Consider the following 19,860-nt stretch of genomic DNA (forward strand, 5'->3'; position numbering starts at 1 on the left):
GTTATTCAGCCCTGATGTTGGCCTTGCGCACGACCGGAATCCATTTGGCGTCCTCGCGCTCGAGATAGGCCTTGAACTCGTCCGGCGTCATCGCCGTCGCTTCGCCGCCGAGCTTTTCGAACTTGTCGACCACGCCGGGGTCTTTCAGGATCGCGACCAGCGTCTCGTGCAGCTTCTCGATGACAGGTGCCGGCGTACCGGCGGGCGCGAACAGGCCGGTGAAGGTCTGGCCGTCAAAGTCCTTGTAGCCGAGCTCGATGAAGGTCGGCACGTCAGGCAGCGACTTCAGGCGGTGCGGGCTGGTGACGGCGAGCGGGCGGAACAGGCCGGCCTTGATGTGCTGGAGGCTGACGGTGAGCTGGTCGAACGCGAACTGTACCTGGCCGCCGAGCAGATCGTTGATCGCCGGCGCGTTGCCGCGGTAATGCGCGGTGACCCATTGCAGGTCGAGATTGGACTGCATCAGCTCGCTGAGCAGATGGTTGGTGGTGCCGGGACCGGGCGAGGCCATCGTCAATTTGCCGGGCTCGCGCTTGGCAAGGTCAATGAACTCCTTGAAGGTCGCCGCCTGCACCGACGGATGCACCTCGAGCACCAACGGCGTCATCGAGATGGTCGAGATCGGCATGAAGTCCTTTTTCCAGTTATAGGCCTCGCGCTTGTTGATCTCGGTCGCGAACAGCACCGGACCGTTGGCGCCGACGAACAATGTGTAGCCGTCGGGCGCCGACTTGGCGAAGGCCTCGCCGGCAATCATGCCGCCGGCGCCGGCCTTGTTCTCGATGATGAAGGGCTGGCCGAGCTTTTCCTGAAGCTTGTCGGCGACAATGCGCGCGGCACTATCGACATTTCCGCCTGCGGGATAAGGCACGATCAGCTTGACGCCGCGCGCCGGCCATTGCTGGCCCGATGCGGGCCCCGCCAACATTGCGGCTGCAGCAGCTATGGCAATCCAGATTAATCTCATGTTAACCTCCCGACGGCGCTTCCAATTCAACTCGAACGCCTGACGTTGCGCTTGGCGCCCGATCGCGGCGCAATCTCCAGATGAGCGCTTTACCTGTCGAGTGAATTGTGGCGTTCTCGTCCATATTATGGACAAGAGATCCTCCTCGAAAGCCGCCCGCAACACGGCGGAACCGCGACAAGGCGCGCAGGCGATCCGGCGGGCGCTCACCGTGCTGCGCATTCTTGCCGCGGGCCGCGAGGACGGTGTGCCATTGGCCGAGGTGGTACGCGCAACCGGCCTCACCCGTCCGACCGTGCATCGCATCGTCCACGTCCTGATCGAGGAGGGCATCGTCGAGCGCCACGAGCGAACCGGCCGCTACGCGATCGGCAATCAGGTGCCGGAACTGGCGCTCGCGCGTCCCCGCCCGTCGCGGCTGCTGATCGCCGCCAATCCGTCGCTGCAGCGTGCCTCCGCCGAGATCGGTGACACGCTGTTCCTGACGGTGCGGACCGGCAACGACACGCTGTGCGTCGATCGCAGGATCGGGGTCTACCCGATCCAGGTGCTGTCGATCGAGGTCGGCGCGCGGCGGCCGCTCGGCGTCTCCAGCGCGGGCGTTGCCATCCTCGCCGCGATGCCGGCGCAGGACGCGCGAAAAATCGTCGCGGCCAACGAGAAGCGGTTCGAGGCCTACAAGACCGACGTGGCGACGGTGCTCGGCGAGGTCACCGCGGCGCGGCGGCTGGGATACGGCATGAGGGAGATCGGCCTCATCCAGGGCACGAAATCGATTTCGACCTGGATCAAGACGCCGGATGGCCAGCCGGCCGCAGCGATGACGGTCTCCGCCGTTCGCACGAGGCTGGGGCCAAGACGCGAGCAGGAGGTCGCGGAGATCTTGCTGCGGGAGGCGCGGATCATCGAGCAGGCGATCGGGGGGTAGCTTTCCCTCTCTCGTTCGGAGAGTGCAGCGCATGTGCGCTTCGCGTTGAACGCACTGGACCTGCCGCAGCGTCATGGCCGGCCTTGTCCCGGTCCGGGGGTGACCTCTTGTGCGGGCTGTCAATGGGCTGACTTCGCACTCCGTTTTATGGCACAACGCCCCCACCGCCGACCGACCAGACGAGGCCACGCATGCCCGCGCCGAAACCGCCTGCCTTCGAGACCCTGAGCCTGCATGCGGGCCAGCACCCGGACCCCGCGACCGGCGCCCGGGCAGTGCCGATCTACCAGACCACGTCCTACGTGTTCCAGGATTCCGACCACGCCGCGGCGCTTTTCAATCTGGAGCGCGCCGGCCACATCTATACCCGCATCTCGAACCCCACCACCGGCGTGCTGGAGGAGCGGCTCGCGGCGCTCGAAGGCGGCGTCGGCGCGATCTGCACCGCGAGCGGCATGGCCGCGCTGCATCTGGCGATCGCGACGCTGCTGAGCGCGGGCGACCACATCGTGGCGTCGAGCTCGCTCTATGGCGGCACCATCAATTTGCTGGCGCACACGCTGCCGCGCTTCGGCATCACCACCAGCTTCGTCAAGCCGCGCGATCTCGACGCGTTCCGCGCGGCGATCAGGCCGAACACGAAGCTCGTGATCGGCGAGACCATCGGCAATCCCGGGCTGGAAGTGCTCGATATCCCGAAGGTTGCGGCGATCGCCCATGAGGCCAAGATCCCGCTGCTGATCGACAACACCTTTGCCACGCCATATCTGAGCCGTCCGATCGAACTCGGGGCCGACATCGTCATGCATTCGGCGACCAAATGGATCGGCGGCCACGGCATCGCGATCGGCGGCGCGATCATCGACGGTGGCCGGTTCGACTGGCGCGCATCAGGCAAGTTCGCCGTGCTGACCGAGCCCTATGGCGGCTATCACGGCATCGTCTTCGACGAGCAGTTCGGCACCGCGGCTTTCATCATGCGCGCGCGCACGGAAGGTTTGCGTGATTTCGGTGCCTGCCTGTCACCGACGAACGCATTCCAGCTGCTGCAGGGCGTCGAGACGCTCGGCGTGCGCATGGACCGGCACATGCAGAACACGCATCTCGTGCTCGAAGCACTGAAGTCCAACAAGGCCGTGGACTGGGTGCTGCATCCCTCGCTGGAGACGCATACGGACTATCAGCTCGCCAAGCAGCTCCTGCCGCGCGGCGCCGGCTCGATCATCTCCTTCGGCATCAAGGGCGGGCGGCCCGCCGGGCGCAAGTTCATCGAGAGCTTGCGCATGATCAGCCATCTCGCCAATGTCGGCGACGCCAAGACACTGGTGATCCACCCGGCGTCGACCACGCATCAGCAGATGGATGCCGAGCAGCTCAAGGCGGCCGGCATCGGTGAAGAGCTGGTGCGGCTGTCGGTCGGCATCGAGACGGCAAGCGATATCATCGACGATCTGGCGCAGGCGCTGCGCATCTCGCAAAAGGTCTGACACCATGAAGCTCTCCGTCAACGGCGCTGACGTGTTTGTCGCAACCGGCGGCCGCGACTTCGACAAATCGTTGCCCACAGTGGTGTTCATCCACGGGGCCGGCTTCGACCATTCGACCTGGGCGCTGCATACGCGCTGGTTCGCCCATCACGGCTTTGGCGTGCTGGCGCCCGATCTCCCCGGGCACGGCCGCTCGACTGGGCCTTCGCTCGGCAGCATCGCCGAGATGGCCGACTGGACCGCGGCACTGCTCGATGCGGCTGGCAGCTCGAAGGCGCATCTGATCGGCCATTCCATGGGATCGCTGGTCTCCCTGGAGACCGCCGCGCGGCATCCGGACAAGGTCTCCGCGCTGAGCCTGATCGGCACCGCCGCAACCATGACGGTCGGCCCGGATCTCCTGAAGGCCGCCGAGGCCAATTCGCAGGATGCCAATGATATGGTCTCGATCTGGGGCCTCGGCTTCAACGCCGAGCTCGGCGGCAGCCTCGCGCCCGGCCTGTGGATGCATGGTGGCGCGCAGGCCGTGCTGAAGTCGTGCGAACCGGGCGTGCTGTTCAGGGATCTGTCCGCCTGCAATTCCTATACGAATGCGCTCACCGCCGCCGCGAGCGTCAAAGTGCCGACAACGCTGATCCTTGGCGAGCGCGACATGATGACACCAGCCAAGGCAGGCAAGGCGCTCGCAGCCGCGATCGCTCATGCGAAGACCGTCGTGGTGCCGGGCGCCGGACACATGATCATGGCCGAGCGGCCGGACGAATTGCTGGCGGCGTTGAAGGGTTGATCGGATCAATCTTCCGCGTTGCGCGTTGCGGTCGAACATCCCTGCGACTCAAGAAGGGAACTCGACCCATGCCAAGACAGCAAGTGATTCGCAAAGCCAGGCAGGACAAGCGCGCCGGAAAATCGCCGAGCACGCAGGCCGGAGAATTCGTCAAGGACGAGATCGACAAGATCAGGAAGGGCAGACACGGCGCGCGCTCGACCAAGCAGGCCATTGCCATCGGCCTGTCCGAGGCGCGCCGCGCCGGCGTCGATCTCCCGCCGCCGCGCAAGGGGCGAACCAAGAAGTCGACGCGACGCAGCGCCAAATATGCCTATGAGGCCGGCCAGGGCAAACGCACGCCGAAGCGCCGACCGAAAGTGTCGCGCGCGGTCGAGAACGTCCTGAAGAAGGAGCCGCGCTCGACGGCATCGCGCAGCGCGCTGTCGAAGCAAGGCAAGCGTGCCGCGGGCCGGCGAACCGCGGCGTCGCGTTCGGCGGCCGCCAGGAAGGCCAGCCAGACCAAGGGCGCCAAGGTCCGCTCCGCCGCCGCGAAGAAGGCGGCACGCACCCGCGCGCGCCGCCGGAGGTAAGTGGAGCGCCGCGCCGGGCGAAACTACTCGGCGGCCTCGCCGAGATCGAGCCGGGCTCGCGGTGCCTCTCCGGTCACCACCGAGACACGCTCGCCCCAGCGTTCCCAGGGATAGTAATCCCAGATCGCGTGGTGCTGGCTCGCCCAATTGTCCCATACCAGCAGCGAATTCGGCTGCCAGTGGACGCGCGTCTGCAACGCAAGCTGGCTTTCGACATGCCGGAACAAGAGCTGCAGAATGGCGTCGCTTTCCCGCCGCGTCAGTTGCACGATGTGCGAGGTGAAGGACGCATTCACGTAGAGGAACTTTCGTCCCGTGCGTGGATGGATCGGCACTACCGGGTGCTCGGTCTGCGGATAGGTCTTGCCCGGATCAGGCTTCGCACCATAGCCGGCAGTCCAGGCCAGCGAGCCATCGTGGATGGCGGTCAGGCCGTCCAGCAACTGCTTGACCGGATCCGACAGAAATTCGTAGGCGAGATACATGTTAGCGAAGGCGGTATCGCCGCCGAGCGGCGGGGTCTTCGTCACCCGCAGCAGCGAATAGGCGATCGGGCTGGGATCGCAGGACACGTCGGGATGCCAGCCGTCGCCGGCAGTGAAGCGCGAGTCCCGGCCGGTCTTCCATGACAGGAATTCCGGATCGAACGGACCATCGCCCTTGAAACGCGTGGCGGCCAGCTCATGCCGGTGCAAAGACTTGCCGAAGCGGCGCGCGAAGCGCTTATGATCGTCCGGGGACAGCTTCTGGTCGCGGAAGATCACGGCAAGATTCTCGTCGATCGCTCGCCTGATTTCGGCAAATTGCGTCTCGCTCACCTCCTTTGAGAGATCGATACCGGAGATCTCCGCGCCGACGGTCGGCGAGAGCTGCCTTACCCTGATCGTCTCGAACGGTTCGCGCCGGTGGGCGTTCCACCGCTCGATCGCGAGCTTGTCGTTGAAGTCTCTGTAGAAACTCATACTGCTCCTCCTCAAAAGGATGCCCCGCTCAGGAGCCCGGATTCCATTTCCAGACGATGTCGGAGACGTTGACCGGCTTCGGGATCAGGCCGAGCCTGGCGAACCGATCGGCGACCGCCTGCTGGCTCCTGATCACCTCGCCGTCGATCGGCACCACGCTGAAGTTGGAGCGATCGACAAAGCGCCTGACAGCCGTGATGTCGACGCCAGTGGCCTCGGCCTGCGCCTTGGCGACTTCCTCGTGATGGCCGTTGGCCCAACTGCCTTCGGAAGCGAAGGCGGCATTGAGCTGCGCGACCAGCGATGGGTACTTGTCCACGAAGTCGGAACCCGCGATGTAGAAGGCATTCGGCTTGTGCACGTCCTTGTCGAAAGCGATGACGCGTGCGTTTTCCTTCAGCTCGGCGAGCGCGAGATACGGATCCCAGATCGACCAGGCGTCGACCGAGCCCTTGATGAAGGCGGCCGTCGCATCGGCGGGCGCAAGCGGCGCCGGCGTGATGTCGGACCAGGACAGGCCGGCCTTTTCGAGCGCAGCGACCAGCAGATTATGCGCGCTCGATCCTTTGCCGAAGGCAACGCGCTTGCCCTTGAGATCAGCCAGCGCGTGAATCGGCGAACCCTTCGGCACGATGATCGCCTGGGTGTTTCCTTCCGATTTCACCGCAGCGACGTAGCGGATCTTGGCGCCGCCGGCCTGCGCGAAGATCGGCGGCGTGTCGCCGACGAAGCCGAAATCGACGCTGCCGACATTGATGGCCTCCAGCAGCGGCGGACCGAACTGGAAGTCGATCCATTTGACCTCGATGCCGAGCGGCTTAAAGGCGTTCTCGAGCGTCTGGCGCTGGCGCACCGCCGGGAAGAAGCCGCCCTTCTGCGTGCCAATGCGGATTTCCGCCGGCTTGTCCTCGGCGTGCCCGGGCGAGCCTGCCGCAGTTGCCAGCAACAGAGCGCCGGCGATGATATGTCGTCGCGTGATCATTTGCGAAGTCCTTTCGGTCTGCTGGTGCTCAGATTGAGACAAGGTGCCGGTGCTCCGCCAACACGGCGCGGGCGGCGCGTTCGGCATCCCGGGCCGAGCGGAACTGGCGGCCTTCGAGACTGTCGAACAGGCGTTCGGAGGAGAAGAAGCGGAAGCCGCGCTCGTCGCTGGCAATGATGCCGGCGGTGCGGTCATGAACTTCGATGATATAGGCTTTGGGCATGGCTGCTCGTTCGCCGAACGGGTCGGCGTTCCTGTCAAGAGATTGCGATCGGGATTTTGGCTCGGCGATCAGCAGCAACAACAGGCACCGGTCGCGGCCGAGACGCAGCGACGCATCATGCGCTTGCGCATGTCGCTCCTCACTCGCTGGTCATTCGATGTCATGCAGCGGCTCTCGGCTCGAAGATGCAGTTTCGATGTTTCGAATATCGAGCCATTGCCCCGATCGGTCAATGAAATGGCTATCCATATTTGGCGCGGTCGCGTGCGCGCACGTCTCTGCGCGCAAGGCGCCGCAGCCGAAATCATCTCGCGATGATGTCAACACGTTGGGCGTCCATAGCGTGGTACCGTTGCCCCCAGAGGCGCAAAGAAGTACAGGAGGACGACATGACGGATACCATGAAGGGGCACACGGCGCTGGTCACCGGCGGATCGCGCGGAATTGGCGCAGCCGTCTGTCGGGCGCTGGCCGAAGCAGGCGCGGCGGTGGCCATCAATTGCCGCGAGAAAATTGACCAAGCTGAACAACTCGCGGGAGAGATCGTCAAGCAGGGCGGCCGCGCCATCGTTGCTCCCGCCGACGTCTCGCAGGCCGAGGCCGTGGCTGGAATGGTCGAGCGTGTCACGGCCGGGCTCGGCCCCATCGACATCCTCGTCAACAATGCCGGCATCGCCATCACACGCGGCCTCGACGACCTCACCGAGGCGGATTTCGACCGAACGATCCTGGTCAATCTGAAATCCGCGTTCCTGTGCACGCAAGCGGTGTTGCCGTCGATGCGTGCACGGAAATGGGGCCGCATCGTCAACATCTCCTCGGGCGCCGCGCGCGGCGCCGGCTCGATCGGGCCGCATTACAATGCGTCCAAGGCCGGCATGGAAGGATTGACCCGAGGTTATGCGGCGCGCCTCGTGAAGGATGGCATCACCGTTAACGCCGTGGCGCCGTCACTGATCGAGACCGACATGATGAGCGGCCAGCCGCAGCTCGTCAGCCGCATCCCGCTCGGTCGCTTCGGCACAGCGCAGGAGGTCGCGAAGGCGGTGATGCTGTTGGTCGACAATGCCTACATGACCGGGCAGACGGTCGCGCTGAGCGGGGGCATGGCGTTCAATTGAAGCGGAGCGGCGATCTCTTCTTCCCTTCTCCCCTCGTGGGAGAAGGCAAAGCTCACCACATCGTTGCCGCCGCGCGCTCGGGCCAGATCCGATCGTATTCCGCGCCGCCGACCTTGTTGTTGCTCATCTCGGCGAGAATCTGGCCCGGTGTCGGCAGCGTTATCGGGTCGACGCGCTTGTCGGGATTCCAGAGGTCGGAGCGGACGATGGCGCGGGCGCACTGGAAATAGATCTCCTCGACATTCATCACCATGACGCTGCGCGGCGCCTTGCCCTCGACCTTGAACGAAGCCAGCAGCTCCGGATCGATCGAGAGATGGGCGCGGCCATTGGCACGGACCGCGTTGCCGGAACCGGGAATCAGGAACATCAGCGACACGCGGGGGTCCCGCACGATGTTGCGCAGGGAATCGACCCGATTGTTGCCGCGGCGGTCCGGCAGCATCAGCGTCTTCGGGTCATGGACACGGACGAAGCCCGGCAGATCGCCGCGCGGCGAGCAGTCGATGCCTTCCGGCCCGATGGTGGCGAGCGCCGCAAACGGCGCCTTCTCGATGAAGATGCGGTAAAGCGGCGTGACGTGGTCGGCGACTTTCACGGTCGAGGCGTCACCAACGGCGCCGTAGATGGCCTCGAGCTGCTCGACCGTTTCGATCATCGACATTCCACTCTCTCCTGGTTGCGCTGGCCGGATTATTGTTTGGACGCGTATTCTTGGCGCGAACTGGTATCCACTTCGCTTGAAAAAGCTCTAATCGTGCCAGCTTTCCTTCCTGATCACGCGCACGAGCTGGCGGCCGTGATACTCTGCGCTGCCGGCGTTGAGGATGGTGACATCGGCCTGCGCCGACGAATCGTCGACGCTGCGCGACAGCCGCTCCGCGATGTTGCCGTCGCTTTGCCGGCCGCGCGCCGCAAGCCGCTGCGCCAGCACCTCCGGCGGCGCCGTGATGGCGACCACCACGACGTTGGCATAGGCTTGGCGCAGCGCGCCGAGCATGGTGCGCGAGACGTTGGCGACCACGGCGCGGCCGGCGCGAATATCGTCATTGATGTCGCACGGCAGGGCATAACAATGGCCGTGCGCCTCCCAATGCACGGCAAAATCGCCACGCTCGCGCGCGTGACGGAATTCGTCCGGGCTTACCGCGATATTGTCCTCGTCGGCCGACGATTCGCGCGTCACGACACGGCGCGGGAAGACGACATCGTGATCGGCGGCGCAGGCCGCCCGCGCCAGCCGCAGCAGCGTATCCTTGCCGGCGCCGCTGGGGCCGACCACGAGCACGAGCCGGCCGGGGCCGATCGCACCCGTCTCGCCCTCGGCCGTGGTCGCGGTCTCGCTCATGCGACGCGGTGTCCCTCGCGCCAGACGCTGCGGACGACGGGAACACTGCCTGCGACATGCACGCGGATCAGGTCGGCGCGCTTGCCCGCCGCAACCTCGCCGCGGTCGGTGAGGCCGACCGCCTCAGCGGGCGCCTTCGTCACGGTGCGGACCGCAGCCGGAAGACTGATGGCGGGCACGTGCTCGGGCAATTGCAGCGCGGCCATCAGAAGGCTCGAGGGGATGTAGTCCGACGACAGGATGTCGAGCAGGCCTTCGCGCGCGAGATCGACCGCAGCGATGTTGCCGGAATGCGAGCCGCCGCGCACGACGTTCGGCGCGCCCATCAGGATGTCGATGCCGGCCTGGTGCAGGCCGCGCGCGGCCTCCAGCGTGGTCGGGAATTCCGCGACCGAAACCCGATCGCGCACGGCGTCGGCGACGTTCTCCTCGGTGGTGTCGTCGTGGCTCGCGAGCGGGATGTTGTACTGATGCGCCAGCGCCACGATCTGCCGCATATTGGTCGCGGCATATTGCTTCTGATACTCGAAGCGCTTTGCGAACAGCTCGTCGAGCTCGGCGTCGGTCTTGCCGCCGCCCTTGCCGCGGTAATAGTCGCGCAGCTTGACCTCGTCGCGGAACTGACGCTGGCCGGGCGTGTGATCCATCAGCGACATCAGCTTGACGTCGGGGCGGTCGATCAGCTCCTTGGCCTCCTCGACCACGCTCGGCATCGGGATCTCGCAGCGCAGATGCAGGAAATGGTCGGCGCGCAGCAGGCTGGCCTCGCGCGCCGTCGTGATCGCGGCGGCCAGCACGCCGGCGCGGCCGTCGACCTCCTCGGCACCGTCCTCGCGCCAGACCCGGAGCGAATCGAACACGGTGGTGATGCCTGAGGTCGCGAGCTGGCCGTCATAGGAGATGACGGCGGCGACCGGATTCCAGAACACCTTTGGCCGCGGCACGTAATGGGCTTCGAGGTGGTCGGTGTGGAGCTCGATCAGGCCGGGCATGATCAGATCGCCGCCGGCATCCTCAGCGCCTGTGGGCGCTCGCCCCTCGCCGATCTCGGCGATACGGCCATCGGCAAGCGCAAGCCAGCCTTGCTCGATCACCCGGTCGGCCAGCACGATCCTGGCGTTGGCGATCACTGATTCCTTCGGGTTCATTTCCATTCCTTCAGGCCGCGGCGGCAAAGCTGGTGACGTCGACGATACGGTCGGCAATCAGATGTCGGATTTCATCGTCGTGCACAATGGCCACCATGGCGACGTTCTGGCGCTTCTTCTCGGCGACCAGCTCGACCACCACGGCGCGGTTGGCGGCGTCGAGCGAGGCGGTGGGCTCGTCCAAGAGCAGGATCGGCAGGTCCGAGATGAAGCCGCGCGCGATATTGACGCGCTGCTGCTCGCCGCCCGAGAAGGTCGCGGGCGGCAGCTGCCAGAGCCGCTCGGAAATGTTGAGGCGGTGCAGCAGCTCGCCGGCGCGGGACTGCGCCTCGGTCCGCGTCATGCCATTGACGATCAGCGGCTCGGCGACGACGTCGATGGTCGCAACGCGAGGCACCGCGCGCAGGAACTGGCTGACATAGCCGATCGTCGAGCGGCGGATGTTCAGGATCTGCCGTGGCTCCGCGGTGGCAAGATCGACCACCGTGCCGCGATGGCGGATACCGATCCGGCCGGCGTCGCAGCGGTAGTTGCCGAAGATCATCTTCAGGATCGACGATTTGCCGGCGCCTGACGGCCCCGACAGCACGACGCATTCGCCGGGGTCGACGTGGAAGGTCACGCCGCTGACGACAGGCAATTCGATGCCGCCCTGCAGGTGCATCGTGAAGGTCTTGCGGGCATCGGCGATGTCGATCATGGCGGTCATCGGAAAACTCATCTTGTAAAGTTCATGGCGGCAGGATCGAGGAGACGAGGAGCTGAGTATAGGGCTCGCGCGGATCGTCGAGAACCTGATCGGTCAGGCCGGTTTCGATGACGCGGCCGGCCTTCATCACCATCACGCGATGCGACAACAGGCGCGCCACCGCGAGGTCGTGGGTGACGATGATGACGGCGAGGTGCAGCTCGGCGACGAGGCTGCGCAGCAGGTCGAGCAGGCGGGCCTGCACGGAGACGTCGAGGCCACCGGTCGGCTCGTCCATGAACACCAGGCGCGGCTCGGTGACGAGGTTGCGCGCGATCTGGAGCCGCTGACGCATGCCGCCGGAATAGGTGCGCGGCGCATCGTCGATGCGCGCGATGTCGATCTCGACGCGGGTGAGCCAGTCGGACGCGGTCTCGCGGATGCGGCCATAGTGATTCCACCCCACCGCCATCAGCCGCTCGCCGACATTGGCGCCGGCCGAGACTGCCATGCGCAGGCCCTGCGCGGGATCCTGGTGCACGAAGCCCCAATCGGTGCGGAACAGGAACCGGCGTTCGGCCTCGCCGAGGGTGGCGAGATCGCGCGCGACACCGTCGCGCATCCGATAGGAGACGCGCCCTGCGCTGGCTGCGAGCTGGCCCGACAGCATTTGCAGCAGCGTCGACTTGCCCGAGCCGGACTCGCCGACGATCGCGAGCACCTCGCCGGGATAGAGCGAGAACGAGACATCGCGGCACGCAGCGATGCGGCCGAACGACTTGCTGAGCGATTCCGCGACCAGCAGCGGCTGATCGTTGTCGAGCGCGCCCTGGTCAACCATTTGATCTCTCCTGCGCCTTCTCCTTGTACGGCGCGGCGCTGAGGCTGCCGTGATGGCCGGCGGCCTGGCGGCTCTCGCAATAGTCGGTGTCGGAGCAGACGAACATCCGCCCGCCCTTGTCGTCGGTGACGATCTCATCGAGATAGGAATCTTCCGCCCCGCACAGCGCGCAAGGTGCGTTGAACCGGTACGGCTCGAACGGATGATCCTCGAAATCGAGCGACACCACCTGCGTGTAGGGCGGGATCGCATAGATGCGCTTCTCGCGGCCGGCGCCGAACAATTGCAGCGCCGGGCAATTGTCCATCTTGGGATTGTCGAATTTCGGCGTCGGCGACGGGTCCATCACATAGCGGGCGTTCACCTTGACCGGATAGGCATAGGCCGTGGCGATGTGGCCGAAGCGGGCGATGTCCTCGTAGAGCTTCACATGCATCAGGCCGTATTCGGCGAGCGCATGCATGCGCCGCGTCTCGGTCTCGCGCGGCTCCAGGAAGCGCAGCGGTTCCGGGATCGGCACCTGATAGACCAGCACCTGGTTCGCACGCAGCGATGTCTCCGGGATGCGGTGCCGGGTCTGGATCACGGTCGCATCAATCGTCGCGGTCGTCGTGGCGACGCCGGCGGTCTTGGCGAAGAATTTGCGGATCGAGATCGCGTTGGTGGTGTCGTCAGAGCCCTGGTCGATCACCTTCAGCACGTCGGCAGGACCGAGGATCGCGGCGGTGACCTGCACGCCGCCGGTGCCCCAGCCATAGGGCATCGGCATTTCGCGGCTGGCGAACGGCACCTGATAGCCGGGGATCGCGATCGCCTTCAGGATGGCGCGGCGGATCATCCGCTTGGTCTGCTCGTCGAGATAGGCGAAATTGTAGGCGGGCGCGTTCATTCCGCGGCCTCCTTCATGGCAGCGGGCGCATTGGCATCCGCGAACTCCTGACGCAGCTTGCGGAGCAGTCCGAGCTCGGACTGGAAGTCGACATAATGCGGCAGCTTGAGATGCTCGACGAAGCCCGTCGCTTGGACATTATCGGAATGCGACATCACGAATTCCTCGTCTTGCGCCGGGGCCAGCGCCTCTTCGCCGAGCTCTCGGGCGCGAAGCGCGCGGTCGACCAGCGCCATCGACATGGTCTTGCGCTCGCTCTGGCCGAAGGCGAGGCCATAGCCGCGGGTGAAGCACGGCGCTTCGGTCGCCGAGCCCTTGAACTGATTGACCATCTGACACTCGGTCAGCTCGATCGCGCCGAGCGGCACGACGAGGCCGGCGTCTTCCGCGAAGAATTCCACCTCGACCTCGCCGAAGCGGATCTCGCCGGCGAACGGGTGGTTGCGGCCGTAGCCGCGCTGGGTGGAATAGCCCATCGCCAGCAAGAATCCTTCGTCGCCCCGCGCGAGGTTCTGCAGGCGCAAATCGCGGTCCGCCGGAAAATTCAGCGGCTCGCGGGTGAGATCCCCGACGCTGGCGCCGTCCTCGGCCTGCGGCGAGGATTCGATCAGGCCGTCGCGGCCGAGAATGTCCGTCACGCGCGGTGTCGGCGCGGTGGACGCTTCAGCCGCCGCCGGCGCCTCCGGCACGAATCCCTGCGCGAGCGAGGGATCGAGCAGGCGGTGGGTATAGTCGAAAGTCGGCCCGAGGATCTGGCCACCCGGAATGTCCTTGAAGGTCGAGGACACCCGCCGCTGCACCCGCATCGTGCCGGTGTCGACCGGCTCGCTCGCGCCGAAACGCGGCAGCGTGGCACGGAAGGCGCGGGTCAGGAAGATCGCTTCGATCAGGTCGCCGCGTGCCTGCTTGATCGCGAGCGCCGCGAGTTCGCGATCGTAGAGCGAGCCTTCGCTCATGACGCGATCCACGGCGAGGCCGAGCTGCTCCGAGATCTGGTCGAGCGTGAGCTCCGGAACGCGCTGGTCGCCGCGCCGCTCATGTGCGAGCAGGCGATGGGCGTTCTCGATGGCGCGTTCGCCGCCTTTGACTGCGACATACATGCTTTCAGCTTCCCTTGCTCACGACGCGGGTGGTGCGGGGGATCGCGACCACGGCATCATCGGCGACCAGCACCACGTCGATGCCGCGCGGAAACAACGCCTCGTTGAGATGCAGGCGCTCGAACAGATCGAACGGCCTGATCGACGCCTGCAGCGTCGCGGTGCCGTCGATGCCCGGTCCGCGCAGCTCGAAGGGGCGGCCCGATTCGAGACTCTCGACCTGCACGATCAACGTGGTCGAACGATCCGGATATTCGCTGGTGCCGAGCGCGAAGCGCTCCAGCGCTAGCAGCAAGGCGCCGTCGCCGATCAAGGCGAAGCTCGCGATCGAACAATCCTGCACCACGGGCGCACCGGTATGGAATTTCAGCCATTTCACCACGTCCGGGCTCTCCGCCATCCGCGCATCCAGCCACAGCGGCGTGTCGTGGTCGAACAGAGTCAGCGCGATCGCGGCGGTGCCGCGCATCATCGTCCCGGGCGTCCCCGCTGCCGGCACGATGCGCTGGACCGAGCCGGGGCGCGCCATCGCATCCATCACCGAGCGAAAGGTCGATTGCGCCGACAGCACCTTGTCGGCGAAACCCGGCGGCAGTTCCGCAATCGTCGTCATGACCTCACCCCTCACCGCGCACCATGGTGTAGAAATCAACCTTCGTCGCAGCGGTCTCGGCCGCAGCCCGCTGGCGCGCGGCCGTCAGCTGCTCGCGCAGGGGCGCGATCACGTCCCGCTCCACCGCGCTACCGAAATCGCGGGATTGCACCAGCGCATCGCACAGCGCAATCAGCCGCGCCTTCTCGCCGTCGCGCCCCAGCGTGTAGCCGAAGCCGACCTCGCCGCTCTCGAGCCGGACCGCGGCACGCGACACCGTGGCTTCGCCAAGGTTGAACGGCGCGCCGTCGCCGCCAATCCGGCCGCGCAGCATGACCAGGCCGTTTTCCGGCGCCCGCAGATCCCGATGGGCCGGGATGCTTAGGTTGCGGAGGCGGGCGGCGATCTCGCCCGCCTCCGCGTTCGCCAGCACGGCCATCGCGGCCTTGCGCTGGGCTTGCTGGTCATTGTGCTGGGTCACCCGATCCACCGAACCTCTTGAGAGAACTTGCCGCGCCCAAGTTGTCTATGATAATAGACAACTTCATACGGGAGCGCCATGACTGTTTCGTGACAAGTCCGTGATTTCTGGGCTAGGCTGACCGGCGATATGAGCATGCAAGACACTGCATCGTCCGGCGTGGCACTCTGGCGCCTCGTTGCCGACGGCATCGAACGCGGCATCGCCGACGGCCGCTTTGCGGCCGGCGACAAATTGCCGGGCGAGATGGAGATCGCCGAAACCTATCGCGTGAACCGCCACACCGTGCGGCGCGCGCTGGCGGCCCTTGCCGAGCGCGGCCTTGTGCGCGCCGAGCGCGGCAGCGGAACCTATGTCGAGGCGCAGAAGCTCGCCTATCCCTTACGCTCGCGCACCCGCTTCTCGGAGATCGTCGGCGCCGGCGGCCGCGAGCCGCGCGGCCAGCTGATCGAGGCCTCCGATGATGTCGCGACCCGGGAGCTGGCGCGCGAGCTGGGCTTGAAAGCCGGCGCTCCCCTGGTCCGAATCGAGGCCATCCGCCTCGCCGACCGCACGCCGATCTGCGTCTCGACCACTTGGCTGTCGGCCGAGCTGTTTCCGAATGCGGGCGCGGTGTTCGCCGCCACGCGCTCGATGACGAAGCTGCTCGCGCATTATGGCGTGCGCGACTATCGCCGCGGCGCCACCCGGATCACGGCCGGCATCGTGGACGCCACCGACGCAGCCCGGCTCGATCTCGCGCTGGGACGCCCGATCCTGGTGGTCGACGCCACCGACCACGATCTCCAGGGCAAGCCGCTGGTGACGAAGCATTCGCGATTTGCCGCGGAGCGGGTCGAGTTTCTGGTGGAGAACGGGTGAGGTTTCTGTTGAGCGGTGCGCTGTCTTCCCCTCTCCCCTTGTGGGAGAGGGTGGTTCGCCGCGCAGCGGCGAGACGGGTGAGGGGTTCTGTCCGCGCGCACCAATGCTTATTGAATTCTCGGAGAGAACCCCTCATCCGGCGCTTCGCGCCACCTTCTCCCACAAGGGGAGAAGGGAAGGACTACGCCACTGCCCGCTTTCCAATAATCGCAAACCGCAGCTTGCCCGAGATGAAATCGATCGCGGCGACCGCGACCAGAATCATCAGGATCAGGAACGACACCTTCTGCCATTCCAGCACGCGGATCTGCTCGGCGAGCTGGAGGCCGATGCCGCCGGCGCCGACGATGCCGATGATGGTGGCCGAGCGGGTGTTCGACTCGATGAAATAGAGCACCTGGCCGGCGATGACCGGCAGCACCTGCGGCAATAGTCCAAAGCGGATCTCGTGCAGCGCGCTGCCCCCGGAGGCGCGGATGCCTTCGACCTGCTTCTGGTCGGCGCCCTCGATCGCCTCCGAGAACAGCTTGCCGAAGGCGCCGAAATCCGACACCGCGATGGCGAGCACGCCGGCGAACGGGCCGAGCCCGACCACGTTGATCCACACCAGCGCCCAGATCAGCGTGTCGACCCCGCGGATCGAATCCAGGATGCGGCGTACAGGGAAGCGCAAGATCTGCGAGGGTATGACGTTGCGCGCGGCCAGCAGGCTGACCGGCAGCGCGAAGACAGCGGCGAGCGTCGTGCCGAGCAGCGCGATCGAGAGCGTCTCGCCCAGCGCCTTCAGATAGGCCGGCAGCGAGGAGCCGGGATCGGGCGGGATCATCATGAACGTGATCCAGCCGAGCTGGCTGAGGCCCGCGAAGAACCGCGACGGCGAAAAATCGAGGTCGACGAGGCCGTAAACGAGGAGCGCGAACGCCGCGACGATCATCGCGGGCATGGCAAGACGCGCCGAGGCCGGCCGGTCGAACACGTCGGGGTAGCGCGCGCGAATCTCTCGCGCGTCGACCTCGTGCGGCTTCGTCACGTCCGCACCTCCTTGCCGAACAGGCGGCCGCGCAGCCAGCCGGTGGTGATGTCGATGATGAAGACGGTGACGATGATGGTGAGCAGGATGGCGCTGACGTCGGAGTAGTAGAACTTGCGGATGGCGACGACGAGCTCCTGGCCGATGCCGCCGGCACCGACGAAGCCCATCACGGAAGCCTCGCGCACGTTGATCTCGAAGCGCAGCAGCGCATAGCTGGCATAGCCGGCGGTGACCTGCGGCACGATGGCAAAGCGCATGCAGGAGAGCCAGCTCGCGCCGGTGGAGCGGATGCCCTCGACCGGTTTCATGTCGGCATTCTCGACGATCTCCGAGAACAGTTTTCCGAGCGCGCCGGTAGAGTGGATCGCAATCGCCAGCACGCCCGCCATCGGTCCGAGCCCGAAGGCGATGACGAAGACCAGCGCAAAGACGATGCCGGGAACCGTGCGGGCGAATTCCAGCAGGCGCCGGACCACGAAGCGCAGCCAGAGGGACGGCGAGGTGTTTTCGGCTGCGAAGAAATTCAGGCCAAATGCGAAAGTCGCGCCGATCAGTGTGCCGACATAGGAGATCAGCAGGGTCTCGCCCAGCATCTTCAGCCATTTGCGCCAGCCCCAGAACCACTCGCCGGCATCGGTCCAGACCCGCTGGCCGTTCTCGAGCGTGAGGATGCGGTCGAAATAGCTGAGGAAGTTGCCGAAATAGGTGAAAAGCGTGCGCAGATTCACTTCGGCGCCGACCGCGGCGAGCACCAGCGCCGCGGCAAAGATCGCGGTTCCCAACAGCAGGCGGAGCCGCCGGCGCGAAACCGCTTGGCGATAGGCGGCATTCAGCGCGGCAAGCTGCTGCGCGGGGAGGATCGAAACCGCTGTCGTCATGGGTCGAACAGGTCCGTCAAAGAAAGAGCCGGGTCCTCGGGACCCGGCTCAGATGCATCGTCCCGAAAACTCAGGACGCCTTCTTCTTGCGCAACGCGTCGACGAACTTGATCAGCTCGATCGTGCCATCCCAGTCCTTGGTGGTGGCGGGATGAAAGCCCTTCTTCTGGCCGTCCTGGAGGCGGTCGAAGGCCGCCTTGTCCTTGGCCGGCGCGTCGAAGAACGCCTTCGCGATCGCCGCCTTGGCCTCCTCCGGCAGGTCGGAATTGTAGGCGTACGGGCCGTTGATGATCGGCGCCGACTTGTGGATGATGCGGAAATCGTCCTTTTTCATCGGCGTGCCGTCGGCATTCTTGAGCATGCCCTTCGTCAGCATTTGCGCCAGCGTGGAATCGTCATCGCTGGTCCACTGGTTGGCGGCGACCTCGACCGTGCCCTGCGCCAGCGCCAGCATCGCATTCTCGTGGCTGCCGGTGAAGACGACCTTGCCGAAATAGGCATCGGCATCGTGGATGCCCATCTTGTCGAGCTCGAAGCGCGGGACGTTGTTGCCGGAGGTCGAGTTCGGATCGACCAGGCCGAGGTTTTTGCCCTTGAGGTCGTCGATCTTCTTGTAGGGGCTGTTCGCCTTGACGAAGAACACCGAGTAATAGCCGGTCGAACCGTCGGCGTTGATGTCGTTGGCGAAGGCATCGGTCTTGACGCCGGTCAGGCGGGCGCGCGCGAACGATGCCGAGCCGTAGCTGGCAATGTGGATGTTGCCGGCGCGCTGGCCTTCGATGACCGCGGCGTAGTCATTGGCGATGCGCAGCGTGACCTTCACGCCCAGCTCCTTGGACAGATAGCTCATGAAGGGCGCCCAGCGCTCGGTCACGCCCGAGGCGTTTTCTGCAGGAATGACCGCGAAGGTCAGCTCGGGATATTTGACTCTCCAGTCCTCGGCGGAGGCGGAAGCGGTGAAGGCGAGCGCAACGGCGCCGGCAAGGATTAATCTGCGAGTGATCATGATACCCTCTTCATCGGTTGGGGTCGGTTGACGCAAAAACTTGCAACGAAACAGAAGCCGCTCAGGCGGCTGCGGCCGTACCGAGCGCCGGTACGGCGTCGGGCGCCGGAACAGGCATCCCGCCCATGACGTCGGCGGCTTCGAGGTCGTAGAGCTCGCGCGCCACGTGATCGGTCAGCGCGGACGGTGCACCGTCGAACACGACGCGTCCGGCCGCCATGCCGATCAGGCGATCGCAATAATTGCGGGCGAGATCGAGCGAATGCAGGTTGCAGAGCACGGTGATGCCGAAATGCTTGTTGATGCGCAGAAGCGCGTCCATCACGATCTTGGTGTTGCGCGGATCGAGTGAGGCGATCGGCTCGTCGGCGAGGATGATGTCTGGCTGCTGCACCAGGGCGCGCGCGATCGCCACGCGCTGCTGCTGGCCGCCGGAGAGCTGGTCGGCGCGCTGGGCGGCGAGCGAGGCGATGTCGAACTGTTCGAGCGCCGACATCGCCAGCGCCTTGTCCTGCTCCGGCCAGATCTGCGACAGCGAGCGCCAGGCCGGCATGGTCGCAAGTCGTCCCATCAGGACGTTGGTGAGGACGTCGAGCCGGCCGACCAGGTTGAACTGCTGGAAGATCATCGCCGAGCGCGCCCGCCACTGCCGCAGCTCCTTGCCGCGCAGCGCGGTGACGTCGGTCCCGTCGAACAGGATGCGGCCCTCAGTCGGCGTCACCAGGCGGTTGATGGTCCGCAGCAGCGTCGACTTTCCGGCGCCGGATCGTCCGATCACACCGACGAAGCCGCCGGGGGAGATTTGAAACGAGGCATCGTCCACCGCGGCCTTTGCGCCGAAGCGACACGTCAGACCTTCCACCACCAGCATGCAGGGCTCCAGATTACTGGAGCCAACCGCTAACGCCGGCGCTTAACACTTGTGTGACAGCCGCGTTGCGGTGCGGCGATCCTACACACCTCATC

23 protein-coding genes are annotated in these 19,860 nt (G+C 65.7%); 6 read left to right on the forward strand and 17 right to left on the reverse strand.

Features of this window, described 5'->3' with window-relative positions:
• Window position 1: 1 nt before the first annotated feature.
• Window positions 2-967 (reverse strand): Bug family tripartite tricarboxylate transporter substrate binding protein, encoded by a 966-nt coding sequence (locus P6U31_RS33765; protein ID WP_407185923.1) that lies wholly within the window; start codon window positions 965-967, stop codon window positions 2-4.
• Window positions 968-1,094: 127 nt separating this feature from the next.
• Here P6U31_RS33765 and P6U31_RS33770 point away from each other — a divergent pair, with 127 nt between their 5' ends.
• The 4 genes from P6U31_RS33770 (at window position 1,095) to P6U31_RS33785 (ending at window position 4,741) form a co-directional block, all read left to right on the forward strand.
• Entirely contained in the window at window positions 1,095-1,895 is an 801-nt protein-coding gene (locus P6U31_RS33770) for an IclR family transcriptional regulator (RefSeq protein ID WP_407185924.1), read from the forward strand.
• Window positions 1,896-2,086: 191 nt separating this feature from the next.
• Window positions 2,087-3,382 carry an O-acetylhomoserine aminocarboxypropyltransferase gene (locus P6U31_RS33775; protein WP_407185925.1) on the forward strand — a complete coding sequence of 432 codons (1,296 nt, stop codon included), beginning with the start codon at window positions 2,087-2,089 and terminating at the stop codon, window positions 3,380-3,382.
• Window positions 3,383-3,386: 4 nt separating this feature from the next.
• On the forward strand, window positions 3,387-4,169 hold the full coding sequence (locus tag P6U31_RS33780) for an alpha/beta fold hydrolase (protein ID WP_407185926.1): 783 nt from the start codon (window positions 3,387-3,389) through the stop codon (window positions 4,167-4,169).
• Window positions 4,170-4,237: 68 nt separating this feature from the next.
• A complete protein-coding gene (locus tag P6U31_RS33785) occupies window positions 4,238-4,741 on the forward strand; it encodes a DUF6496 domain-containing protein (RefSeq protein ID WP_407185927.1) in 504 nt (167 codons plus the stop codon).
• A 23-nt stretch (window positions 4,742-4,764) separates the two neighbouring features.
• Here P6U31_RS33785 and P6U31_RS33790 read toward each other — a convergent pair whose 3' ends face one another.
• The 3 genes from P6U31_RS33790 to P6U31_RS33800 are packed head-to-tail and all read right to left on the reverse strand — an operon-like array spanning window position 4,765 to window position 6,908.
• Complete coding sequence (locus P6U31_RS33790) at window positions 4,765-5,703, reverse strand: TauD/TfdA dioxygenase family protein (RefSeq protein WP_407185928.1); 939 nt, start codon at window positions 5,701-5,703, stop codon at window positions 4,765-4,767.
• Between the two features lie 28 nt (window positions 5,704-5,731).
• Complete coding sequence (locus P6U31_RS33795; protein WP_407185929.1) at window positions 5,732-6,685, reverse strand: aliphatic sulfonate ABC transporter substrate-binding protein; 954 nt, start codon at window positions 6,683-6,685, stop codon at window positions 5,732-5,734.
• Window positions 6,686-6,713: 28 nt separating this feature from the next.
• Window positions 6,714-6,908, reverse strand: a complete 195-nt coding sequence (locus P6U31_RS33800; RefSeq protein ID WP_407190033.1) for a hypothetical protein — start codon at window positions 6,906-6,908, stop codon at window positions 6,714-6,716.
• Window positions 6,909-7,297: 389 nt separating this feature from the next.
• On the opposite strand from P6U31_RS33800, the gene P6U31_RS33805 reads away from it, so the two are divergent.
• Window positions 7,298-8,029, forward strand: a complete 732-nt coding sequence (locus P6U31_RS33805; protein WP_407185930.1) for an SDR family NAD(P)-dependent oxidoreductase — start codon at window positions 7,298-7,300, stop codon at window positions 8,027-8,029.
• A gap of 52 nt (window positions 8,030-8,081) precedes the next feature.
• Here the strand turns inward: P6U31_RS33805 and P6U31_RS33810 are convergent, their stop codons facing one another.
• The 9 genes from P6U31_RS33810 to phnG all read right to left on the reverse strand — a co-directional run bounded on the left by P6U31_RS33810 (window position 8,082) and on the right by phnG (window position 15,125).
• Window positions 8,082-8,693 carry a pyridoxamine 5'-phosphate oxidase family protein gene (locus P6U31_RS33810; RefSeq protein WP_407185931.1) on the reverse strand — a complete coding sequence of 204 codons (612 nt, stop codon included), beginning with the start codon at window positions 8,691-8,693 and terminating at the stop codon, window positions 8,082-8,084.
• A gap of 87 nt (window positions 8,694-8,780) precedes the next feature.
• A complete protein-coding gene (gene phnN, locus P6U31_RS33815) occupies window positions 8,781-9,377 on the reverse strand; it encodes a phosphonate metabolism protein/1,5-bisphosphokinase (PRPP-forming) PhnN (RefSeq protein ID WP_407185932.1) in 597 nt (198 codons plus the stop codon).
• The gene (locus P6U31_RS33820) at window positions 9,374-10,531 is read right to left on the reverse strand and encodes an alpha-D-ribose 1-methylphosphonate 5-triphosphate diphosphatase (protein WP_407185933.1); all 1,158 of its coding nucleotides are present in this window, start codon (window positions 10,529-10,531) and stop codon (window positions 9,374-9,376) included. Before P6U31_RS33820 ends, phnN begins: the two co-directional genes overlap by 4 nt.
• Window positions 10,532-10,535: 4 nt before the next feature.
• Window positions 10,536-11,234: a phosphonate C-P lyase system protein PhnL gene (gene phnL / locus P6U31_RS33825; protein ID WP_407185934.1), complete on the reverse strand. Its 699-nt coding sequence runs from the start codon at window positions 11,232-11,234 to the stop codon at window positions 10,536-10,538.
• A gap of 22 nt (window positions 11,235-11,256) precedes the next feature.
• Window positions 11,257-12,054 carry a phosphonate C-P lyase system protein PhnK gene (phnK, locus tag P6U31_RS33830; protein WP_407185935.1) on the reverse strand — a complete coding sequence of 266 codons (798 nt, stop codon included), beginning with the start codon at window positions 12,052-12,054 and terminating at the stop codon, window positions 11,257-11,259.
• The gene (locus tag P6U31_RS33835) at window positions 12,047-12,943 is read right to left on the reverse strand and encodes an alpha-D-ribose 1-methylphosphonate 5-phosphate C-P-lyase PhnJ (RefSeq protein WP_407185936.1); all 897 of its coding nucleotides are present in this window, start codon (window positions 12,941-12,943) and stop codon (window positions 12,047-12,049) included. The genes phnK and P6U31_RS33835 overlap by 8 nt, the downstream gene beginning before the upstream one ends.
• Entirely contained in the window at window positions 12,940-14,043 is a 1,104-nt protein-coding gene (locus P6U31_RS33840; RefSeq protein WP_407185937.1) for a carbon-phosphorus lyase complex subunit PhnI, read from the reverse strand. Before P6U31_RS33840 ends, P6U31_RS33835 begins: the two co-directional genes overlap by 4 nt.
• A gap of 4 nt (window positions 14,044-14,047) precedes the next feature.
• Window positions 14,048-14,656, reverse strand: coding sequence for a phosphonate C-P lyase system protein PhnH (gene phnH / locus P6U31_RS33845; RefSeq protein ID WP_407185938.1), 609 nt, complete (start codon window positions 14,654-14,656; stop codon window positions 14,048-14,050).
• A 4-nt stretch (window positions 14,657-14,660) separates the two neighbouring features.
• A complete protein-coding gene (phnG, locus tag P6U31_RS33850) occupies window positions 14,661-15,125 on the reverse strand; it encodes a phosphonate C-P lyase system protein PhnG (RefSeq protein WP_407185939.1) in 465 nt (154 codons plus the stop codon).
• Between the two features lie 120 nt (window positions 15,126-15,245).
• Between phnG and phnF the strand changes: the two genes are divergently transcribed.
• On the forward strand, window positions 15,246-15,977 hold the full coding sequence (phnF, locus tag P6U31_RS33855; protein WP_407185940.1) for a phosphonate metabolism transcriptional regulator PhnF: 732 nt from the start codon (window positions 15,246-15,248) through the stop codon (window positions 15,975-15,977).
• Window positions 15,978-16,158: 181 nt separating this feature from the next.
• On the opposite strand, the gene phnE (P6U31_RS33860) is transcribed toward phnF, so the two are convergent.
• The 4 genes from phnE (P6U31_RS33860) to phnC form a co-directional block, all read right to left on the reverse strand.
• On the reverse strand, window positions 16,159-17,007 hold the full coding sequence (gene phnE / locus P6U31_RS33860; protein WP_407185941.1) for a phosphonate ABC transporter, permease protein PhnE: 849 nt from the start codon (window positions 17,005-17,007) through the stop codon (window positions 16,159-16,161).
• The gene (phnE, locus tag P6U31_RS33865; protein ID WP_407185942.1) at window positions 17,004-17,888 is read right to left on the reverse strand and encodes a phosphonate ABC transporter, permease protein PhnE; all 885 of its coding nucleotides are present in this window, start codon (window positions 17,886-17,888) and stop codon (window positions 17,004-17,006) included. The genes phnE (P6U31_RS33860) and phnE (P6U31_RS33865) overlap by 4 nt, the downstream gene beginning before the upstream one ends.
• 70 nt (window positions 17,889-17,958) lie before the next feature.
• Window positions 17,959-18,894 (reverse strand): phosphonate ABC transporter substrate-binding protein, encoded by a 936-nt coding sequence (gene phnD / locus P6U31_RS33870; protein WP_407185943.1) that lies wholly within the window; start codon window positions 18,892-18,894, stop codon window positions 17,959-17,961.
• Between the two features lie 61 nt (window positions 18,895-18,955).
• Complete coding sequence (phnC, locus tag P6U31_RS33875; RefSeq protein ID WP_407185944.1) at window positions 18,956-19,765, reverse strand: phosphonate ABC transporter ATP-binding protein; 810 nt, start codon at window positions 19,763-19,765, stop codon at window positions 18,956-18,958.
• Window positions 19,766-19,860: the final 95 nt, after the last annotated feature.

Origin of the sequence: Bradyrhizobium centrosematis, from assembly GCF_045571495.1 — a bacterium.
GTDB classification, from domain to species: Bacteria; Pseudomonadota; Alphaproteobacteria; order Rhizobiales; family Xanthobacteraceae; genus Bradyrhizobium; species Bradyrhizobium centrosematis.

What these genes read in the sequence shown, in the direction of transcription:
- P6U31_RS33765 (WP_407185923.1), bottom strand. Translation starts at nt 967, where the DNA reads ATGAGATTAATCTGGATTGCCATAGCTGCTGCAGCCGCAATGTTGGCG.
- P6U31_RS33770 (WP_407185924.1), top strand. Translation starts at nt 1,095, where the DNA reads ATGGACAAGAGATCCTCCTCGAAAGCCGCCCGCAACACGGCGGAACCG.
- P6U31_RS33775 (WP_407185925.1), top strand. Translation starts at nt 2,087, where the DNA reads ATGCCCGCGCCGAAACCGCCTGCCTTCGAGACCCTGAGCCTGCATGCG.
- P6U31_RS33780 (WP_407185926.1), top strand. Translation starts at nt 3,387, where the DNA reads ATGAAGCTCTCCGTCAACGGCGCTGACGTGTTTGTCGCAACCGGCGGC.
- P6U31_RS33785 (WP_407185927.1), top strand. Translation starts at nt 4,238, where the DNA reads ATGCCAAGACAGCAAGTGATTCGCAAAGCCAGGCAGGACAAGCGCGCC.
- P6U31_RS33790 (WP_407185928.1), bottom strand. Translation starts at nt 5,703, where the DNA reads ATGAGTTTCTACAGAGACTTCAACGACAAGCTCGCGATCGAGCGGTGG.
- P6U31_RS33795 (WP_407185929.1), bottom strand. Translation starts at nt 6,685, where the DNA reads ATGATCACGCGACGACATATCATCGCCGGCGCTCTGTTGCTGGCAACT.
- P6U31_RS33800 (WP_407190033.1), bottom strand. Translation starts at nt 6,908, where the DNA reads ATGCCCAAAGCCTATATCATCGAAGTTCATGACCGCACCGCCGGCATC.
- P6U31_RS33805 (WP_407185930.1), top strand. Translation starts at nt 7,298, where the DNA reads ATGACGGATACCATGAAGGGGCACACGGCGCTGGTCACCGGCGGATCG.
- P6U31_RS33810 (WP_407185931.1), bottom strand. Translation starts at nt 8,693, where the DNA reads ATGTCGATGATCGAAACGGTCGAGCAGCTCGAGGCCATCTACGGCGCC.
- phnN (WP_407185932.1), bottom strand. Translation starts at nt 9,377, where the DNA reads ATGAGCGAGACCGCGACCACGGCCGAGGGCGAGACGGGTGCGATCGGC.
- P6U31_RS33820 (WP_407185933.1), bottom strand. Translation starts at nt 10,531, where the DNA reads ATGGAAATGAACCCGAAGGAATCAGTGATCGCCAACGCCAGGATCGTG.
- phnL (WP_407185934.1), bottom strand. Translation starts at nt 11,234, where the DNA reads ATGACCGCCATGATCGACATCGCCGATGCCCGCAAGACCTTCACGATG.
- phnK (WP_407185935.1), bottom strand. Translation starts at nt 12,054, where the DNA reads ATGGTTGACCAGGGCGCGCTCGACAACGATCAGCCGCTGCTGGTCGCG.
- P6U31_RS33835 (WP_407185936.1), bottom strand. Translation starts at nt 12,943, where the DNA reads ATGAACGCGCCCGCCTACAATTTCGCCTATCTCGACGAGCAGACCAAG.
- P6U31_RS33840 (WP_407185937.1), bottom strand. Translation starts at nt 14,043, where the DNA reads ATGTATGTCGCAGTCAAAGGCGGCGAACGCGCCATCGAGAACGCCCAT.
- phnH (WP_407185938.1), bottom strand. Translation starts at nt 14,656, where the DNA reads ATGACGACGATTGCGGAACTGCCGCCGGGTTTCGCCGACAAGGTGCTG.
- phnF (WP_407185940.1), top strand. Translation starts at nt 15,246, where the DNA reads ATGAGCATGCAAGACACTGCATCGTCCGGCGTGGCACTCTGGCGCCTC.
- phnE (WP_407185942.1), bottom strand. Translation starts at nt 17,888, where the DNA reads ATGACGACAGCGGTTTCGATCCTCCCCGCGCAGCAGCTTGCCGCGCTG.
- phnD (WP_407185943.1), bottom strand. Translation starts at nt 18,894, where the DNA reads ATGATCACTCGCAGATTAATCCTTGCCGGCGCCGTTGCGCTCGCCTTC.
- phnC (WP_407185944.1), bottom strand. Translation starts at nt 19,765, where the DNA reads ATGCTGGTGGTGGAAGGTCTGACGTGTCGCTTCGGCGCAAAGGCCGCG.